15 protein-coding genes are annotated in these 17,274 nt (G+C 71.4%); 5 read left to right on the top strand and 10 right to left on the bottom strand.

What is annotated here, in order from left to right:
- Nucleotides 1–44: 44 nt before the first annotated feature.
- The 6 genes from ACWGI6_RS31675 to ACWGI6_RS31650 all read right to left on the bottom strand — a co-directional run bounded on the left by ACWGI6_RS31675 (nt 45) and on the right by ACWGI6_RS31650 (nt 7,560).
- Nucleotides 45–1,082, bottom strand: a complete 1,038-nt coding sequence (locus tag ACWGI6_RS31675) for a BMP family lipoprotein (protein WP_030981298.1) — start codon at nt 1,080–1,082, stop codon at nt 45–47.
- 141 nt (nt 1,083–1,223) lie between these two features.
- Entirely contained in the window at nt 1,224–2,492 is a 1,269-nt protein-coding gene (locus tag ACWGI6_RS31670) for an amidohydrolase (protein ID WP_453270691.1), read from the bottom strand.
- Nucleotides 2,493–2,631: 139 nt separating this feature from the next.
- On the bottom strand, nt 2,632–3,846 hold the full coding sequence (locus ACWGI6_RS31665) for a hypothetical protein (RefSeq protein WP_453270690.1): 1,215 nt from the start codon (nt 3,844–3,846) through the stop codon (nt 2,632–2,634).
- Nucleotides 3,847–3,874: 28 nt separating this feature from the next.
- A complete protein-coding gene (locus ACWGI6_RS31660) occupies nt 3,875–4,804 on the bottom strand; it encodes an N-acetylneuraminate synthase family protein (protein ID WP_453270689.1) in 930 nt (309 codons plus the stop codon).
- Nucleotides 4,805–4,876: 72 nt separating this feature from the next.
- Nucleotides 4,877–6,169: a cytidylyltransferase domain-containing protein gene (locus ACWGI6_RS31655; protein WP_453270688.1), complete on the bottom strand. Its 1,293-nt coding sequence runs from the start codon at nt 6,167–6,169 to the stop codon at nt 4,877–4,879.
- Between the two features lie 56 nt (nt 6,170–6,225).
- Entirely contained in the window at nt 6,226–7,560 is a 1,335-nt protein-coding gene (locus tag ACWGI6_RS31650; protein ID WP_453270687.1) for a DUF6716 putative glycosyltransferase, read from the bottom strand.
- Between the two features lie 187 nt (nt 7,561–7,747).
- Between ACWGI6_RS31650 and ACWGI6_RS31645 the strand changes: the two genes are divergently transcribed.
- From ACWGI6_RS31645 to ACWGI6_RS31635, 3 genes are read left to right on the top strand one after another with little or no spacing between them, the layout of a single operon-like run.
- Nucleotides 7,748–8,725 (top strand): glycosyltransferase family 2 protein, encoded by a 978-nt coding sequence (locus tag ACWGI6_RS31645; protein WP_453270686.1) that lies wholly within the window; start codon nt 7,748–7,750, stop codon nt 8,723–8,725.
- A complete protein-coding gene (locus ACWGI6_RS31640; protein WP_453270685.1) occupies nt 8,725–10,080 on the top strand; it encodes an alpha-2,8-polysialyltransferase family protein in 1,356 nt (451 codons plus the stop codon). Before ACWGI6_RS31645 ends, ACWGI6_RS31640 begins: the two co-directional genes overlap by 1 nt.
- A complete protein-coding gene (locus ACWGI6_RS31635; RefSeq protein WP_453270684.1) occupies nt 10,077–11,231 on the top strand; it encodes an acyltransferase family protein in 1,155 nt (384 codons plus the stop codon). Before ACWGI6_RS31640 ends, ACWGI6_RS31635 begins: the two co-directional genes overlap by 4 nt.
- On the opposite strand, the gene ACWGI6_RS31630 is transcribed toward ACWGI6_RS31635, so the two are convergent.
- The gene (locus tag ACWGI6_RS31630; protein ID WP_453270683.1) at nt 11,232–11,909 is read right to left on the bottom strand and encodes a TetR/AcrR family transcriptional regulator C-terminal domain-containing protein; all 678 of its coding nucleotides are present in this window, start codon (nt 11,907–11,909) and stop codon (nt 11,232–11,234) included.
- A gap of 38 nt (nt 11,910–11,947) precedes the next feature.
- Here ACWGI6_RS31630 and ACWGI6_RS31625 point away from each other — a divergent pair, with 38 nt between their 5' ends.
- Nucleotides 11,948–13,519, top strand: a complete 1,572-nt coding sequence (locus ACWGI6_RS31625; RefSeq protein WP_453270682.1) for an FAD-dependent monooxygenase — start codon at nt 11,948–11,950, stop codon at nt 13,517–13,519.
- A gap of 49 nt (nt 13,520–13,568) precedes the next feature.
- Here ACWGI6_RS31625 and ACWGI6_RS31620 read toward each other — a convergent pair whose 3' ends face one another.
- The gene (locus ACWGI6_RS31620; protein ID WP_453270681.1) at nt 13,569–14,165 is read right to left on the bottom strand and encodes a TetR/AcrR family transcriptional regulator; all 597 of its coding nucleotides are present in this window, start codon (nt 14,163–14,165) and stop codon (nt 13,569–13,571) included.
- A 69-nt stretch (nt 14,166–14,234) separates the two neighbouring features.
- On the opposite strand from ACWGI6_RS31620, the gene ACWGI6_RS31615 reads away from it, so the two are divergent.
- A complete protein-coding gene (locus ACWGI6_RS31615) occupies nt 14,235–15,221 on the top strand; it encodes a DMT family transporter (protein ID WP_453270680.1) in 987 nt (328 codons plus the stop codon).
- Between the two features lie 49 nt (nt 15,222–15,270).
- Here the strand turns inward: ACWGI6_RS31615 and ACWGI6_RS31610 are convergent, their stop codons facing one another.
- Complete coding sequence (locus ACWGI6_RS31610) at nt 15,271–16,668, bottom strand: GntT/GntP/DsdX family permease (RefSeq protein WP_453270679.1); 1,398 nt, start codon at nt 16,666–16,668, stop codon at nt 15,271–15,273.
- Between the two features lie 64 nt (nt 16,669–16,732).
- Entirely contained in the window at nt 16,733–17,242 is a 510-nt protein-coding gene (locus tag ACWGI6_RS31605; protein ID WP_453270678.1) for a gluconokinase, read from the bottom strand.
- Between the last annotated feature and the right edge of the window lie 32 nt (nt 17,243–17,274).

Raw genomic sequence — 17,274 nt, 5'->3', positions numbered from 1 at the left:
CGGCACGGCGGCTCGGTGGCCAGCGTGCCCGGCCCGGACGAGCCCTACTGCTTGGTGGGGGTGTCGCTGACCTTCACCTGGCCCGACGCGATCTTCTTCTTCGCCGCGTCGATCTTGCCCTGGATGTCGTCGATGAAGCCGCCCGAGGTGGACAGCCGCACGCCGTTGTCCTTGAGGGTGTAGCTCTTGTTGCCGGTCAGCGGCTTCTTGTCCTTGACGCTCTTGACGAGGTCGTAGACCGCCACATCGACGTTCTTCATCACCGAGGTGAGGATCGAGCTCTTGTACTGGGTCAGACCCGGCTGCAGGTACTGGTCGGAGTCGACGCCGATCGCCCAGGTGCCCTTCTTGCCGGCGACCGTCTCGATCGAGCCGTTGCCGGACTGGCCGGCCGCGGTGTAGATGACGTCGATGCCGGCGTCGAGCATGCCCTTGGCCTTGCCCTTCGCGGCGGCCGGGTCGTTGAAGCCCTTGTCGTCGTTGGCGTAGAGGTACTCGGAGGTGATCTTGGCCTTCTTGTCGGTGTCCCGGACGCCCTGCTCGAAGCCGGCCTGGAACTTCTGGATCAGCGCGTTGTTCACGCCGCCGATGAAGCCGACCTTGTGGGTCTTGCTCTTCAGCGCGGCGGCGACACCGGCGAGGTAGGAGCCCTCGTGCTCGGCGAAGACCATGCCGTAGACGTTCTTGGCCTGGGAGGGGGAGTCGACCACACCGAAGGTGGTGTCCGGGTAGTCCTTGGCGACCTTGTTGACGGACTTGCCGTAGTTGAAGCCGACGCCGATGACGGGGTTGAAGCCCGCCTCGGCCAGCGAGGACAGCCGCTGCTCGCGGTCCGCCTCGGTCTCACCGTTCTTGGCGGTCATCATCTTGGACTTCACACCGAGGTCCTTCTCGGCCTTGTCCACGCCACGGGCCGCCGCCTCGTTGAACGAGTGGTCGTCCCGGCCGCCGACGTCAAAGGCGAGTCCGACGCCCTTGTTCTTGCCACCGGACTCGGTGGACGATTCACCGCAGGCGCTCAGCGAGACAGTGAGGGCCGCGGTGGCGATGCCCGCGGCAACGATCTTGGATACCCGGCGCACGTGGGGCCCCTTCGACTCGTAGCGCCTCCGTCGGCGCTGATTCCGCGGCATCGTAACGCGCGTAGATGCCAGAAATAGGGGACGTCTGAAGCCGTTATCGGATCGTCGCGAACGGGCGCTGACGGCCACCACTACCTGGGGTTACGACGGAGTGGCAGCAAGCAGCGCCGCAGCGGTGAAGAGTTCGACGCCTACCTTGATCGCCTGCTCGTCCACATCGAAGTCACCACGGTGCAGATCCCGGCGCGTGGCCTCGGCGGGCGGGTGGACGCCGAGGCGGGCCATCGCGCCCGGGACATGTTCGAGGTACCAGGAGAAGTCCTCGCCGCCGAGGGACTGCTCGGTGTCCTCGATGGCGCCCTCACCACGGCGGGCGGCCATCGCGGAGTGCAGCAGCTGGACGGTGACCGGCTCGTTGACCACCGGCGGCACCCCGCGGACGTAGGTGATCTGCGACTTCGCGCCGTGCAGCGCGGCCACCTCGTCGATCGCCGCATGCACCAGGTCCGGGGCCTTGCGCCAGGCGTCGAGATCGAGACAGCGGACCGTGCCGGAGAGTTCGGCGTGCTGCGGGATCACATTGCAGGCGTGGCCCGATGCCAGACGGCCCCAGGTGACGGCGAGACCGGCACGGGCGTCGACCCGGCGGGACAGCAGCGCCGGTACGTCCACGGCGACCCGGGACGCGGCGGTGACCATGTCGGTGGTCAGGTGCGGGCGGGCGGTGTGGCCGCCGGGGCCGTCCAGCTCGACCTCCAGACGGTCGCAGGCCGAGGTGATCGCTCCCGTACGGAGCCCGATCCGGCCGGCGTCGACGCGCGGGTCGCAGTGCACGGCGAGGATCCGGCCGACGCCCTCCAGGGCGCCGGACTCGATCGCGTCGGAGGCGCCGCCCGGCAGCACCTCCTCGGCCGGCTGGAAGATCAGCCGCACGGGGCGCGGCAGGGCGCCGGCGCGGGCCAGCTCGGCCAGGACCAGACCGGCACCGAGGACGACGGAGGTGTGCACGTCGTGGCCGCAGGCGTGCGCGCGGCCGGGGACCGTCGAGGCGTAGTCGACGGTCTTGGTGTCCGGGATGGGCAGGGCGTCGATGTCCGCGCGCAGGGCCAGCAGGGGGCGGTCGGGGGCCGTGGCGAGCGCCCGTCCGTCGGCCGTGGCGTCCGGGGTGCCGATGTCACAGATCAGGCCGGTGCCGATGGCCAGTACCCGGGGCCGCAGACCGGCCCGCTCCAGCCGTTCCTTGAGCGCCGCGGTGGTCCGGAACTCCTGGTTGCCGAGCTCGGGGTGCCTGTGCAAGTCGCGTCGGAAGAGGCCGAGTTCGGCGCGCAGCGCCTCGGGGAGGGAGCCGGGGAGCTGGTCCCCGGCGGGAGTACGGGCGGCGCCGGCATCGCGGGAGATCGAGTGGTTCACCCGTGGAAGGTTACGGGCCTCGATGGGGCAACTGTCCTTCGATCAACAAAAGTTCAGCCCGTTAGGGGAAGAAAATCTAGGCCGCTCGGCGCATGGACGGTTTATGCGACGGGTATGCAGTAAGGCTTCCCGCGCTCGTTCACCCGGCGGCCGTCCGCTGGGTGAACGGCAGTCGCTGCACGTCGCGGGCGGTGCCGGTGACCCCGTCGAGGAAACCCTGGGCGCGCGGTGAGGCGTGGGCCGTCAGCCACTCCGGATCGATGTCACAGACCGCGACCTTGACCTCGGTGCCCAGCAGAGCGAGCGGCAGGGTGTGCACGACGGTGGAGGGGAAGCTGAGGATCAGCCGTCCGATGGGGCCGCGCCGGGCGATCAGTTCGAGCGGCAGATCGGGGCGGACGATCTCCAGGCCGGTCTCCGCGACGAGCCGGCGCAGCTTGTCGGTGCTCTCCTTGCGGTGTGCGAAGTAGCGGGTGGCGCCGTGCGTACGGGCCAGCGTGCGGACCGCCGCCAGATAGCGGTCGTCGTCCACGACTCCGGTCTCCACCAGCGAGGTGCCGACGATGTCCGCGGCGCGGGTGAGCCGGGGCGGGCCGAAGCGGCCGCGGGTCCAGGCGAACTCGTTGGTGATGACCTCGACGCCCGGCGGTGCCTCGACGGGCATCGAGCTGAACAGGCCGACGGTGCGCCGGCCGCCCTCGGGTGCCGGGGTGAGCCGGCGCCGGGCGGTGGCCGAGAACGGCGCGAAGACCAGGTCCCGCGGGCCGCGCCCGCTGCCGTTGCGGTGCCAGCGCACCAGCCGTTCGCCGCGGGCGAGTTGGGAGATGAACTCCATGGTGGCGGTGCCGTCGTCGACCACGACCAGATCGCGCGCCTTGGTGAGGGTGAGCAGCAGCTGGACGTAGCGGGAGAACGGGTCGCCGATGACGATGCGGCGGGCCCGGCGCAGCAGCGGGGTGAGCCCGCCGACGGTGCGCATGGGTGCGGCCGGGCCGCCGCGGGCCTCTTCCCAGCGCACCTCATGGCCTTCGTCGCGGGCGAGTTCGGCCATCCGGCGCAGCTGGCCGCGGGTCATCGGGTCCTGCGGGGAGAGCACGACGACGGTGAGCGCGGTGGCCCGTGCCGTGTGCGCCCATTCCAGGACGTTCAGCAGCTGCACCGGGCTCTCGACGAACGCGAGGGTGGTGCCCCGGGGAGCGGCGGCGTTCGGGCCGGCACCGGCGCGTGCGGTCCGGTAGCGCTGCCGCGGCACCCCCAGGAGACGACGGGCGGGAGTACCCGTCGTCTCCTGGGGCGGGACCCCGGCGCCGGGCGTGACGGACCCGGCGCGGGTCCCTTCAGGTGAGCTCACCATCGTTCCCGTCGGTTCGTCGGCCCGGCCGTCAGACCGCCGCCGGCTCGGCGCCGGCCTCGGTCTCGGCCACCACGCCGGCGACGCGGCGCAGCTTCTTCATCGGGCCGAGCTCGCTCTCGTAGACCTTCTTGACGCCGTCACCGAGGGACTCCTCGATGGTGCGGATGTCACGGACCAGGCGGGACAGGCCGCCGGGCTCGACGGAGGCGGCCTGGTCGGAGCCCCACATCGCGCGGTCGAGGGTGATGTGGCGCTCGACGAAGGTGGCGCCGAGGGCGACCGCGGCGAGGGTGGTCTGCAGACCGGTCTCGTGGCCGCTGTAGCCGATCGGGACGTTGGGGTACTCGTCCTGCAGGGTGTTGATCATCCGCAGGTTGAGCTCCTCGGCCTTGGCCGGGTAGGTGCTGGTGGCGTGGCAGAGCAGGATGTTCTCGCTGCCCAGGACCTCGACGGCGTGCCGGATCTGCTTGGGGGTGGACATGCCCGTCGAGAGGATGACGGTGCGGCCGGTGGCGCGCATGGCACGCAGCAGGTCGTCGTCGGTGAGCGAGGCGGAGGCGACCTTGTAGCAGGGCACGTCGAACTTCTCCAGGAAGGCGACGGACTCGACGTCCCACGGGGAGGCGAACCAGGCGATGCCGCGCTTCTTGCAGTACTCGTCGATGGCGCGGTAGCCGTCCTCGTCGAACTCCACACGGTGGCGGTAGTCGATGTAGGTCATCCGGCCCCAGGGGGTGTCACGCTCGATGTCCCACTGGTCGCGCGGGGTGCAGATCTCCGGGGTCCGCTTCTGGAACTTCACCGCGTCACAGCCGGCGTCGGCGGCGGCGTCGATCAGCGCGAACGCGTTCTCCAGGTCACCGTTGTGGTTGATGCCGATCTCGCCGGTGACGTAGACGGGGCGGCCGGGGCCGGCCTCGCGGGAGCCGAGGGTGCGGAGGCGGGAGTTGCTGCTCATGGGGAGGATTCCTTCGTGTCGATCAGGGGGTGTGCGGGTTGATCAGGGTGGTGCGGGGGGGGTCTGGGTGGGTTACAGGGACGGGCCCAGGAGCCAGGCGGCGATCTCGCGGATCGCGCCGCTGCCTCCGGGCGTCGCGGTGACCGCGCGGGCCGCGCCGCGCACCACGTCGTGGGCCCCGGCGACCGCGACGGGCCAGCCGACGAGGTCGAAGCACGGGAGGTCGTTGACGTCGTTGCCGACGTAGAGCACGCGCTCGGGCGCGATGCCCGCTTCCTCGCACCACTGCTTGAGGGCGAGGTCCTTGCGGTCGATGCCGTGCAGGACGGGCACCCGCAGCTTGCGGGCCCGTGCGGCGACGACCGGGTTGGTCTCCGTGGACAGGATCAGCAGCTTCAGCTCCGCCTTGCGCAGGGCGGCGATGCCGAGGCCGTCGCCGCGGTGCACCGCGACGATCTCCCGTCCGTCGGCGTCGATCAGCACCCGGTCGTCCGTCTGGGTGCCGTCGAAGTCGAGGACGACGGCGTCGATGTCGTCGAGGGTGGGGAGGGCGCCGGGCCGCGGGGCGTCCAGCAGCGGCGCGAGCGCGCGGGCGCGGGCCAGGTCGTGCGGATCGTCGATCTCCAGCACCCGGGCGGGGTCGGTACGGACCAGCTCGGTGCGGCCGAAGAAGCGGTGGCCGGCGGCGCGGAAGCCGGTCGCGTCCATGGCGTAGGCGGCGCCGGTCTCCAGCAGGTCCTGGGGGCGGTCCTGGCGGCGCGGCCGGAAGGACTTGTCGTGGTTGACGCCGTAGCCGCCTGCGGTGGTGACGGGGGCCGGGGCGGTGACGACGGGCTGCGCGGGGACCGTGGCGCCGGCGGGCCGCTCGGCGGGAGCCGGGCTCACCCCCGCGTCATCGGCGGCATCGCGCCAGACGAAGCCGTGGAACGGTGCCACGGTCAGCGCGCTGTCGGCGCCGCCCTCGACGACCGCGGCGGCCACCGAGTCGATGTCCTCGCGGACGATGAACGGGCTGGTGCACTGGACCAGCAGCACCGCGTCGACCCGGGTGCCGTGCTCGCCCTCGTAGGCGTCCATGGCGTGCAGCACGGCGGCCTCGCTGGTGGCGGTGTCGCCCGCGATGTCGCCGGGGCGCCGTACGACGACCGCTCCGGCGCCGCGGGCCGCGGCCGCGATCCCGGCGTCGTCGGTGGACACCACGACGTCGGTGACCAGGCGGGCGGCGCGGCATTCGCGGACCGCGCGGGCCACCAGGGGCACTCCCCCGACGGCGGCGAGGTTCTTGGCGGGCACGCCCTTGGATCCGCCGCGGGCGGGGATCACGGCAACCACGGTCGGCGGGCTGCTCTGCGGGGTCGGCGGCATTTCGGGCTCCTTCCGGGGGCCGTGCGGGCTCCGGGGGCTGGCGGGCGGCGGGAGGGTCACAGCTGCCCCCAGCGGCGGATGGCGGGGGCGACGCGCTGGACGCCGTGGCGGTAGGCGCCGCGGGCGGCCTCGCGGACCGTCTCGCGGGCGACCCGGCGCAGTCCGCCGGTCTCCTCGGGGGCGTCCGCGTAGCCGGCGACCGGCTCGCCGTGCGGGTCCAGGCCGTGCCGGGCGAGGAGGCCGGGGAGGTAGCCGGGGGCGGTGCGGGGTGTGTAGTACGGGGTGATCGGCGGCAGCCGGTCGGCGGTGCGCAGCTCGGTGACCCGGGCGCGGGCGGCGTCGAAGGCCTGCTCGTAGTCCCCCTCGGCAGCGACGCCCTGCCGGGCGAGCCAGTGGGCGTCGGGCTCCGGGCGGTGTCCGGCGTCCAGCTCGTCCCAGGAGGCGAGGCAGCCGGAGCCGAGGAAGTGGTGGTTGCCGAGGACCTCGCGGATGCCGAGGTCGGTGAGGACGGCGGTGGGGATGCCGCGGTGCAGCGACTCCAGGGCGGCGGTCGAGCTGACCGTCACCATCAGGTCCGTGCGGTCCAGGACCTCGCCCATGTTGCCGTACACCAGGCGGCAGTTGGCGGGCAGGCCGCCGGCGGCCTTGCCGGCGAGCTTCTGGTAGGGCAGTTCCTCGATATGGGTGGTGTGCTCGCCCGGCTTGCTGCGGAGCTTGATCAGCACCTCGCGGTCCGGGTGCCGGCGGGCGTGCTCCACGGCCCGGCGCAGCAGGTACGACCGGTCCGCGCGGCTCTCCGGGACGGAGGGCTGGGCGGCGAACACCACGGTGTAGGGGTCACGCGCGCCGGTGGCGCTCTCGCCGCGGTAGCGCGCGCCGCCGAGGAACGGCAGGGCGCACTCGACGACGCTGCCGCCGTCGGCTCCGACCCCGCGGTAGACCTCGCGGAACCGGTCCGCGTCGTGCCGGGAGTTGGCGAGGACGACATCCGCGCCGTGCCGCAGCAGCAGCCCGTCAGCGAGCTTCTCGTAGACCACGCCGACATAGCCGGTGACGACGACGGGGCGGCGTTCGGCACGCTGCCAGGCGCGGGCGAGGCCGTGCAGCATCGCCTGCACCGCACCACCGACACAGGCCAGCACGACGACGTCGTAGCGCGTACGGTCGATGGACCGCACGAAGTCGACGCCCCTGATTTCGCGCAGCGAGTCCGCACGGGCGCCGACCTCGTCGAGCTGGCGGACCGTGGGAGTGGCGCGGCCGCGGAGAAGGTAGCCGTCGAGGCGGATGTCCGATTGGATTCGGTACGCTGTCAAAGCGCCCCATTTCCATCGGGTATCCGAGTCGGCGAGTACGGCGACCCGCGGCGAAGAGCTGGTACGTGATGGCACGTCCAAGACGCTAGGAAGCCATTCCGTTTGGCGGGCCAACTGGGCCGCAACAAAGGGTTAACAGCGGGTCGACGAATGACTAACCGGCTCGCTTGTCGGCCTGGTTAACCGTCCCGACATTCTTCGTTCACCTTGCGGTCCGCACCCGGTAAAGACGAATGCCGCCTCCGCGCCTAACGTCACCCAGGTGGTTAAGCTCTCCGTCATCGTGCCGTTCTACAACGTGCAGACATACGCGCCCGACACCCTGAAAAGCCTGGCGGCCAACGCCCGCGAGGACTTTGAATTCCTGCTCGTCGACGACTGTTCCCGCGACGAGACCCCGGAGATTCTCGCGCGCGCCGAGCGCGAGCTGCCGGGCGCCAGACTCCTGCGGCACGAACAGAACGGCGGCCTGGCCACCGCCCGGAACACCGGCCTGGACGAGGCCCGCGGCGAGTACGTCACCTTCCTGGACGGCGACGACTGGCTCGCCCCCGGCTACTACCCCGAACTCCTCCGCAGTATCGAGGAGTTGGGATGTGACTTCGTCCGTACCGACCATGTCCAGTGCACCGCCCGCGCGCGCACCGTCCACCGTGTTCCGCACGGCCGGCGCGGGGTGGTGATGGACCCGCGCGAGGTGATCCTGCCCGCGGACCGCTCCACCTCCGTCGACTACGCCTTCGCCTGGGCCGGGATGTACCACCGCCGGCTGCTGGACGAGGGGGTGCTGCATTTCAGGGACGGACTGCGTACCGCGGAGGACCGCCCGTGGATCTGGCGGCTGCACCGCGAGGCGAAGTCCATGGCGGTGGTCGGGCTGCTCGGGGTTTTCTACCGGCGCGGAGTGGCGTCCTCACTGACCCAGATCGGGGATGTGCGGCAATTGGACTTCATTCGCGCCTTCGATCAGGTGATCGAGGAAACGGCTCAGGACCACAATGCTGATCTTCTGCTGCCGAAGGCGGTGCGCACGTATTGCGCGATCATTTCCCACCATCTCGGTTCGATCGAACGTTTCGAACCGCAGGTGGCCCGTAAATTGCGCTCGATGAGCGCCGCGGCCATGAAACGCATGCCGCAGGACGTACTGAAGGAAGCCCTGGATTCGATGGATGTGCAGCGCGCGTCCCGGCTGCGGCGGCTGCGCCGTCGCCCTGTCCCGGCGGAGGTCGCCGCCTGATGTCCACCCGACCGCGTACCCAGATCTTCGTGGCGTCCACGCTCTACGGTGCGGCGACGCTCGCCGCCGCACTGGACGCCGACTGCTTCGCACCGGCCGACCGCCGGCTGCTGCTGCTCAGCAACAACGCGACGACCCCGGAGACCACCGCGTCGCTGGACACCATGCCCGGCTTCGAGCGGCTGCGCGGCCGCTTCGACGGGGTGCTGTCGTGGAACGAGACGATCAGCCCGTTCCACCCCGGCGGCTGGTCGCCGCGCTCGGACGACGTCCCGCTGTGGGAGCGGCATCTGCGGCTGCTGTGGGGCCTGGGCGACGACCACATCGAGCTGGTCGTGGAGTCCATCCAGGTCAACCCGGCGCTGGCGATCGCCCAGCTGTTCCCGGACGCGCCGATCGACGTCTACGCCGACGGGCTGATGAGCTACGGGCCCACCCGCAACAAGCTCGACCCGCTGGTCGGCACCCGTATCAACCGGCTGCTGCATCTGGATCTGGTGCCGGGCCTGATGCCGCTGCTGCTCACCGAGTTCGACGTCCGGCCGCAGACCGTGCCGACCGATGCCTTCACCAAGGTGCTGGCCGAACTCTCCGACGTCAGTGGCGAGGTGGCGGTCCCGGAGGGCGCCGCGCTGCTGCTCGGCCAGTACCTCTCCGCGCTGGGCATCCTCACCCCCGAGGAGGAAGAGGAGCTGCATGTGCGGATGGTGCGCGGCGCCGCCGAGCGCGGCCACCGCGAGATCGTCTTCAAACCGCACCCGTCCGCGCCGGCCCGCTGGTCGCGGCTGCTGGAGCGGGAGGCCGAGAAGCTGGACATCACGCTGACCGTGCTGGACAGCCCGGTGCTGGCCGAGGTGCTCTACCAGCGGATGCGGCCCGCGCTGGTCGTCGGCTGCTTCTCCACCGCACTGCTGACGGCGGCCACGTTCTACGGTCTGCCGACCGCGCGGGCCGGCACCGGTCTGCTGCTGGAGCGGCTCGCGCCGTACCAGAACAGCAACCGGATCCCGGTCACCCTCGTCGACGCGCTGGTGCCCGACCTGGGGGACCGCAGCGAGCGTCCGCGCGCCTTCGTCACCGCCGAGAGCATCGAGGGCCTGATCACCGCGGTCGGCTATGCGATGCAGCACCAGATCTATCCGCAGCTGCGGCCGGCCGCCGAGCGCTATCTCGCGGCCCACCTCGACCAGGTCACCTGGCGCTACTTCAAGCGCCGCCGGCTGACCGCGCTGGCGCTGCCCGGCGCGCTTCCGTCCCAGCTGTCGTTCCTTCCGCGCAATGCCACCGTCCGCCGGGTCGCGCGGCGTGCGCGTGCGGTGCAGCGGCGGCTGAAGAAGCGAGCCGCGTTCGGATGAGCACGCCCCAACTGACGACCGACGCACCGCCCGTCGCGCCGGATCTCGTCACCACTGCCCCGCAGCCTGCAATACGGGGGCGCAGCCGCGGCGGTTCGTCGCGGCTGCGCGCCCTGGACGGGCTGCGGCTGCTCGCCGCGCTGATGGTCGCCGCGTACCACTACGGCGGGCGCAACGGCGAGATATCGCAGGCCTGGGGCGGTTCGCCGGCCCATCAATTCCCCACCGCCGCACCCCTGTTCGCCTACGGCTGTCTGGGCGTGCAGATCTTCTTCGTGATCAGCGGCTTTGTGATCTGCCTGAGCGGCTGGGGCCGGACGCTGCGCGCGTTCATCGCCTCCCGCATCTCCCGCCTCTATCCGGCGTACTGGGCCGCGGTCCTGCTGATCACCGCGGTCTTCGCGCTCCCCTGGGTCGCCTACAAGGCGCTGCCGCCCAGCGAGGTGCTGACCAATCTGACCATGCTGCAGCAGCCGTTGGGCGTGCACCGGGTGCTCGGGGTGTGCTGGACCCTCTGGGCGGAGATGCGCTTCTACGCCCTCTTCGCGCTCTGTGTCGTCCTGCCCGGCGCCACCCGCGGCCGGGTGGTGTTCTTCTGCGCGGGCTGGACGCTGGCCGCCGCGCTCGCGCAGGCCGCGCACCAGCCCTTCCTCGACACGGTCCTGATGCCCGAGTACGCCCCGTTCTTCATCGGCGGGGTGGGCCTGTATCTGCTGCACCGCTATGGCGCCCGCGATCCGATCGCCTGGGCGATAGTGCTGGTCAGCTGGCTGATCGGCCAGCATTACGCGGTCGCCGGGCTGTGGCACGCGCCGTCGGCCACCGCGTTCTCCTACCGCTCGACGGCCGCCATCATCGCCGTCGTCACCCTCGGCTTCGCCCTGGTCGCGGCGGTCGCGCTGGGCAAACTGCAGTGGGCGAACTGGCGTTGGCTGACCGTGGCCGGCGCGCTGACCTACCCCTTCTACCTCGTGCACGAGCATCTGGGCTGGGTCGTGGTGCGGGCGCTGCACCACGGCATCGGACTGCCCTCGTATGCGACGCTGACGCTGACCGTCGGACTGATGCTGCTGCTCGCGTGGGTCCTGCACCGCTTCGTCGAGCGTCCGCTGACGCCCGCGTTGAGGCGGTCGATCGACCCGCGGCGCTGATCAGTCCGCCGCGTCCGGGCCCACGGTGGCCGCGATCCCGGCCACGATGATGCGCAGCCCGGCCTCGAAGACCTGCTCGATGTCGCCGAACAGCTCCTGGCCGGCCAGCACCGCGAGGGGAAAGTCCGCGCCGAGGCGCCGCTCGCGGTCGGCCAGGTCGTAGGCCGGGTCGCGGGTATCCGGCTGTCCGGGCACCGGGTGGACCGACTGCTCCTCGATCACCAGGCCCACGGTGTAGTTGTACGCCGTCCACCAGGCCCGCGCCGCGCCGCGCAGGGTGAAGCCCGCCTCGGTGAAGCGGCTCATCATGCCGTTGAGCGGCCCGGCGTAGCTCTCGTCGGTCATCCGCGTGCCGCTGAAGACCTTGCCGCCGTCGCGGTAGCCGAGCAGTTCGCGGCGCATTCCCCGGCAGCCGGCGAGGAGCGTTTCCTGCCAGGTGCCGTCGAACGGACCCTGGCCGGCTCCCCCGGTCACCAGCGACCCGGACATCCGCCGGAACATCTCCGTGGCCATCTCGTCCAGCAGCTCCTGCTTGTTCTTGAAGTGCCAGTACAGCGCGGGGGCCTGGACGTTCAGCTCCTTGGCGATACGCCGCAGGGTGAGCCCGTCGAGGCCCACCTCGTTCAGTAGCCGCAGGGCGGTTTCCACCACCAGGTTCCGGTCAAGTTTCGATGCCACGTTGACAACTTAACACCGTTAAGGCCATTCTCGGAACCATGGAACTTAACAACGTTAAGGACGCCTTCGGCGCCGCCCTGCCCGACGACGGCGCGGCCGTCGACGTACTCATCGCCGGCGCGGGCCCCACCGGCCTCGCCCTGGGCATCGACCTCGCCCGCCGTGGTGTGCGCACCCTGATCGTCGAGCGGCAGGACCGCCTCTCCCCCGGCGCCCGCGGCACCGGCCTGCAGCCGCGCACCCAGGAGGTCTACGACGACCTCGGGGTGCTGGACGCCGTGCGGGCGGCCGGCGGCCTCTACCCGAAGATGGCCCGCTGGGAGAACGGCCGGATCGCCGAGGTCAGCGAGATGATCGAGCGGGTCGACCCGACGCCCGCCATCCCGCATGCAAACACCCTGATGGTGCCGCAGTTCCGCAATCAGGAGCTGCTGTACGAGCGGCTGCTGGAGCTCGGCGGCGAGGTGCTCTTCCGCACCGAACTCACCGCATTCGACCAGGACTCCGCCGGTGTGACGGCCCGCCTGCGCCACGCCGACGGGGCCGAGCGCACCGTGCACGGCGCTTATCTGGTCGCCGCCGACGGCGGGCGCAGCACCATACGCAGGGCGCTGGGTACCAAGATGAGCGGCCCGTCGCTGGAGCCGGTCGCCGTGGTGCTCGCCGACGTCCGGGTGGACGGTCTCGACCGGGACCACTGGCACCGCTGGTTCCTGCCGCACGGCGGGTTCGCCGCCCTCCTTCCGCTGGCCGGCACCGACCACTTCCAGGCCCTCGTCGCGGCCCCCACCGAATCCCCGGACACCTCTCCCGAGGCGGTCCGTGCCCTGCTCGCGCTCCACACCCACCTCGGCGCCGAGCAGATCCACGAGGTCCTGTGGTCCTCCCTCTTCCGCCCCAAGGCGGGCATGGTGGACACCTACCGCACCGGCCGGGCCTTCCTGGCCGGCGATGCCGCGCACATCCACTCCCCGGCGGGCGGGCAGGGCCTGAACACCAGCGTCCAGGACGCCTACAACCTCGGCTGGAAGCTCGGACAGGTGCTGCGGCACGGCGCCCCCGACACCCTGCTCGACACCTATGAGGCCGAGCGCCGCCCGATCGCCGCGCGCATCCTGGACACCAGCACCCGGCTCCACCGCTCCGGAGACCTGCGCCGCGGCCGCGATCTGCACCAGCTCGACATCGGCTACCCCGACAGCCCGCTGACGCAGGAGCTGCGCGGGGACCTCGCCGAGGGCACACCCGTCGCGGGCGACCGGGCCCCCGACGCCCCGTGCAGCACGGCCGACGGCAAGCCCACCCGGCTCTTCGACGCCTTCCGGGGCCCGCACTTCACCCTGCTCGACCTGGGCGGCACGGGCATCGACGACAGTGCGCTGCCCGCCGATCCGGCCCTGCTGCGCCTCGTCCGCGTCGGCGGCCCGGCCCCCGATCTGATCGACACCGACGGCCATATCCGCGACGCCTACGGCCCCGGCCCCGCCGTCCTCCTCGTCCGCCCCGACGGCTATCTCGCCCTCGCCGCACCGGCGAAGGACGCGACGGCGCAGATCACCGCGGCCCTCGGGGCCTACCTCGGCGCGGGCACGGCAGCGGCGGCCCGGTGAACACCGCCGGCCGGCACAGCGGACCGGCCGGCGGTCACGTCCCCACCGGTCACGGCCCCACCCCCGCGGCGGTGAGCAGCGTCTGTGCCTCGTCGCGGGCCTGACCGATCGGGTCGGGGAAGATGCCCAGGCCGTGGGCGACCAAGGCCCCTTCGTGAAGGAGCATCAGCGCCCGGCCCAGCCGGCCGGCATCGGGGGCGGCGGCCCTGACGAGATCGGTGAACAGCGCCAGCATCCACTCCTTTTGCGCGGTGATGATCGCGTACGCGGGGTGGGCGGGATCGCTGATCTCGGCGTGGGCGTTGACCATGCTGCACCCCTTGGCGCTGTGCCGTGCCGACCAGGCGCGAGAGGCGTCGAAGACCGCCAGGACCCCCGCCGCGGGTGACGGCCGCGCGGCGTCGAGGTACGGCGCGAGAAAGGCCCGCCAGCGTTCATCGCGGTCCGCGAGGTACTCCACGACGATCTGCTCCTTGGAGCCGAACCGGTCGTAGAGGGTCTTCTTCGTCACCCCGGCCTCGGCCGCGATCAGATCGACCCCGACGGCATGGATGCCGCGCTCGTAGAACAGCCGCTCGGCGGCCGCCAGGGCGCGTCGCGCGGCAGGCGTCATGGTGATCCGTCGAGGCTTCTCCGAAGTACCCATGGTCAAAAGTATACCGATCTGTATAGTGAAAGGAGAGGTATACAGATCGGTCTACCGAAGGAGAGTGGCATGCAGCTCCTGCTCTCGGCCGCCTTTGTGCTGTGCTGGAGTTCCGGCTTCATCGGCGCCAAGCTCGGCGCGGGCAGCGCGCCCGCGGTCACGCTCCTGATGTGGCGGTTCCTGCCGCTCGCCGCCGTCCTCGCCCTCGTTGCGGCCACCGCCGCCCGCGCCGCATGGCGGGGCCTGACGGCACGGGACGTGGCCCGGCAGGCCGCCGTCGGCGCACTGTCACAGAGCGGCTATCTGTTCACCGTCTACTACGCGATCCAGCTCGGGGTCTCCAGCGGCACCACGGCCCTGATCGATGGCACCCAGCCCCTGGTGGCCGGGGCGCTCGCCGGGCCGTTGCTGCGCCAGTACGTCTCCCGCCGGCAGTGGCTCGGCCTGTGCCTGGGCGTGGGCGGCGTCGCCCTGGTCACCACGGCCGACGCCTCGGCCGACGCGGGTGTGAGCCGGTGGGCGTACCTCGTCCCGTTCCTCGGGATGGCCTCGCTGGTCGCGGCCACGTTCCTGGAAGGCCGCTCGCGCACCCGGGTCCCACCGTCGGTGTCGATGACCGTCCACTGCACCACCAGCGCCGTCCTCTTCACCGCGCTCGCCGCGGGCACCGGCTCCGTACGGCCGCCCGCCTCGCCCTCCTTCTGGGCCGCGGTCTGCTGGCTGGTGGCGCTGTCCACCTTCGGCGGGTACGGGCTGTACTGGCTGATCCTCAGGCGCTCCGGCATCACCGCGGTGAACACCCTGATGTTCCTGATGGCACCCGTCACGGCGCTGTGGGGAGCCGCCATGTTCGGCGAACCGTTCGGCCCGCAGACCGCCGCCGGACTGGCCGTCGGCCTCGCGGCGGTCGTGCTCGTACGCCGCGGTGCGAAGCCCCCGGCCGCGGACACCGGGGACCCGCCCTCATGCGCACGAGGCCGTACGAGCGGGAATCCGCTCGTACGGCCTCGTGCCGGGGACAGGCGCCTGAGGGGGGTGGGGCGCCCGGGACGGTGACCCGTCCGGAAAGTTCAACGGCCCGACGGACCGGGCCCACGGACCGGCTCTAAAGGACCAGGGAGAGCAGCAGGACGCACCCGATCCCGACGACCGAGATCAGCGTCTCCATCACCGACCAGGTCTTCAGCGTCTGGCCGACGTTCATCCCGAAGTACTCCTTGACCAGCCAGAATCCGGCGTCGTTGACGTGGCTGAAGAACAGCGAACCGCATCCGATGGCCAGCACCAGCAGTGCGGCATGGGTGGTGCTCATGTCCGCGGCGAGCGGGGCGACCAGCCCGGCGGCGGAGATGGTGGCCACCGTCGCGGAGCCGGTCGCGAGCCGGATGGTGACCGCGATCAGCCAGGCCAGCAGCAGCGCGGAGATGTTCCAGCCCTTGGAGATGTCCAGGATCATCTGGCCGACGCCGGCGTCCACCAGCGTCTGCTTGAAGCCGCCGCCCGCGCCGACGATCAGCACCACACCGGCGATCGGGGCGAGCGACTTCTCGACGGTGGTGGCGATCCGGCCGCGGGTGAAGCCGGCCGCCCGGCCCAGCGTGAACATCGCGACGAGGACGGCGGTGAGCAGCGCGATCAGCGGGGAGCCGACGACGTCGAAGACCCGCTGGACGGGGTCCTCCGGATCGTCGATGACGATGTCCACCAGCGCCTTGGCCATCATCATCACCACCGGCAGCAGCACGGTGGCCACGGTGATCCCGAACCCGGGCCGCTTCGTCAGGTCGTCGGAGGCGCGCTCGGGCACCATCTTCTCGGGCGGGCGGATGTCGACCCAGCGGGCCGCGTAACGGGAGAAGACCGGACCGGCGATGATCGCGGTCGGGATGGCGACGACCACACCGAGCGCCAGCGTGACGCCGAGGTTCGCGCCGACCGCGTCGATCGCCACCAGCGGACCGGGGTGCGGGGGTATCAGCCCGTGCATGACGGACAGTCCGGCCAGCGCGGGGATGCCGATCCGCATCAGCGAGAAGTTGCCGCGCTTGGCGACCAGCAGCACCACGGGGATCAGCAGCACGATGCCGACCTCGAAGAAGATCGGCAGCCCCACGATCCCGGCGATCAGCACCATCGCCCAGGGCATCGCCCGCCGGCTCGCCCTCGCCAGGATCGTGTCGACGATCTGGTCCGCGCCGCCGGAGTCGGCGAGCAGCCGGCCGAGGACGGCACCGAGCGCGATCAGCACACCCGTGCCCGCGACCGTCGTGCCCAGCCCCGTCGAGAAGCTGGTGATGGCCTTGTCGAGCGGTGCGCCGGCCACCGCGCCGAGCACCAGCGAACCGATGATCAGCGACAGAAAGGCGTGCAGCTTGAACTTGGTGATGAGCAGGACGATGACGGCGATGCCGGCCAGGACGGCGATGCCCAGCTGTGCGTGACCGGCCGAGGTGATGGGCTCGGTCGCATCCGCTGCGAGCATCTCGACGCTGAGATGTGTCACGGAGATTCCCTTGGTTGGACGGAGGGGGAAAGGGGGGTGCTGAGGTGCGGGTGTCGGGGCGGGGTTATCCGGCCGTCGCGCGCAGTGCGGCCACCGCGCGCCCGGCGATCTCCTGCGGGGTGCCGGAGACGTCCACGGCGACACCGGACTCGTCGGGCCCGAGCGGTTCGAGCGTGGCGAACTGGGAGTCCAGCAGCGCGGTCGGCATGAAGTGGCCCCTGCGCTCGGCCATCCGCTCCTCGATCAGCGCGCGGTCCCCGGTGAGGTGCAGAAAGACGACTCCGGGGGCGGCGGCACGCAGCCGGTCGCGATAGGCGCGCTTGAGCGCGGAGCTGCTGACCACACCGCCGTGCCCGGCCCGCTCGTGCGCCCAGGCGCCGATGGCGTCCAGCCACGGGCCGCGGTCGTCATCGTCCAGCGGGGTGCCCGCCGACATCTTGGCGATGTTGGCGGGCGGATGGAAGTCGTCACCCTCGGCGTACGGGACGCCCAGTTCACGGGCCACCAGCGGGCCGATCGTGGTCTTGCCGGTGCCGGCCACGCCCATCACGACGATCACGTCGGGGGTGCTCATCCCGTAGTACCTCGCTGTCTTCATTGACCCCG

This window comes from Streptomyces sp. NPDC054786, from assembly GCF_053611685.1.
The sequence above is the reverse complement of the archived record's forward strand: the minus strand, read 5'-3'. Positions and strand labels throughout refer to the sequence as shown.

Coding starts and splice junctions, on each gene's coding strand:
- ACWGI6_RS31660 (WP_453270689.1), bottom strand. CDS start 4,804: ATGAGCAGCAACTCCCGCCTCCGCACCCTCGGCTCCCGCGAGGCCGGC.
- ACWGI6_RS31665 (WP_453270690.1), bottom strand. CDS start 3,846: ATGGTGAGCTCACCTGAAGGGACCCGCGCCGGGTCCGTCACGCCCGGC.
- ACWGI6_RS31620 (WP_453270681.1), bottom strand. CDS start 14,165: ATGGGTACTTCGGAGAAGCCTCGACGGATCACCATGACGCCTGCCGCG.
- ACWGI6_RS31635 (WP_453270684.1), top strand. CDS start 10,077: ATGAGCACGCCCCAACTGACGACCGACGCACCGCCCGTCGCGCCGGAT.
- ACWGI6_RS31605 (WP_453270678.1), bottom strand. CDS start 17,242: ATGAGCACCCCCGACGTGATCGTCGTGATGGGCGTGGCCGGCACCGGC.
- ACWGI6_RS31615 (WP_453270680.1), top strand. CDS start 14,235: ATGCAGCTCCTGCTCTCGGCCGCCTTTGTGCTGTGCTGGAGTTCCGGC.
- ACWGI6_RS31640 (WP_453270685.1), top strand. CDS start 8,725: ATGTCCACCCGACCGCGTACCCAGATCTTCGTGGCGTCCACGCTCTAC.
- ACWGI6_RS31625 (WP_453270682.1), top strand. CDS start 11,948: ATGGAACTTAACAACGTTAAGGACGCCTTCGGCGCCGCCCTGCCCGAC.
- ACWGI6_RS31655 (WP_453270688.1), bottom strand. CDS start 6,169: ATGCCGCCGACCCCGCAGAGCAGCCCGCCGACCGTGGTTGCCGTGATC.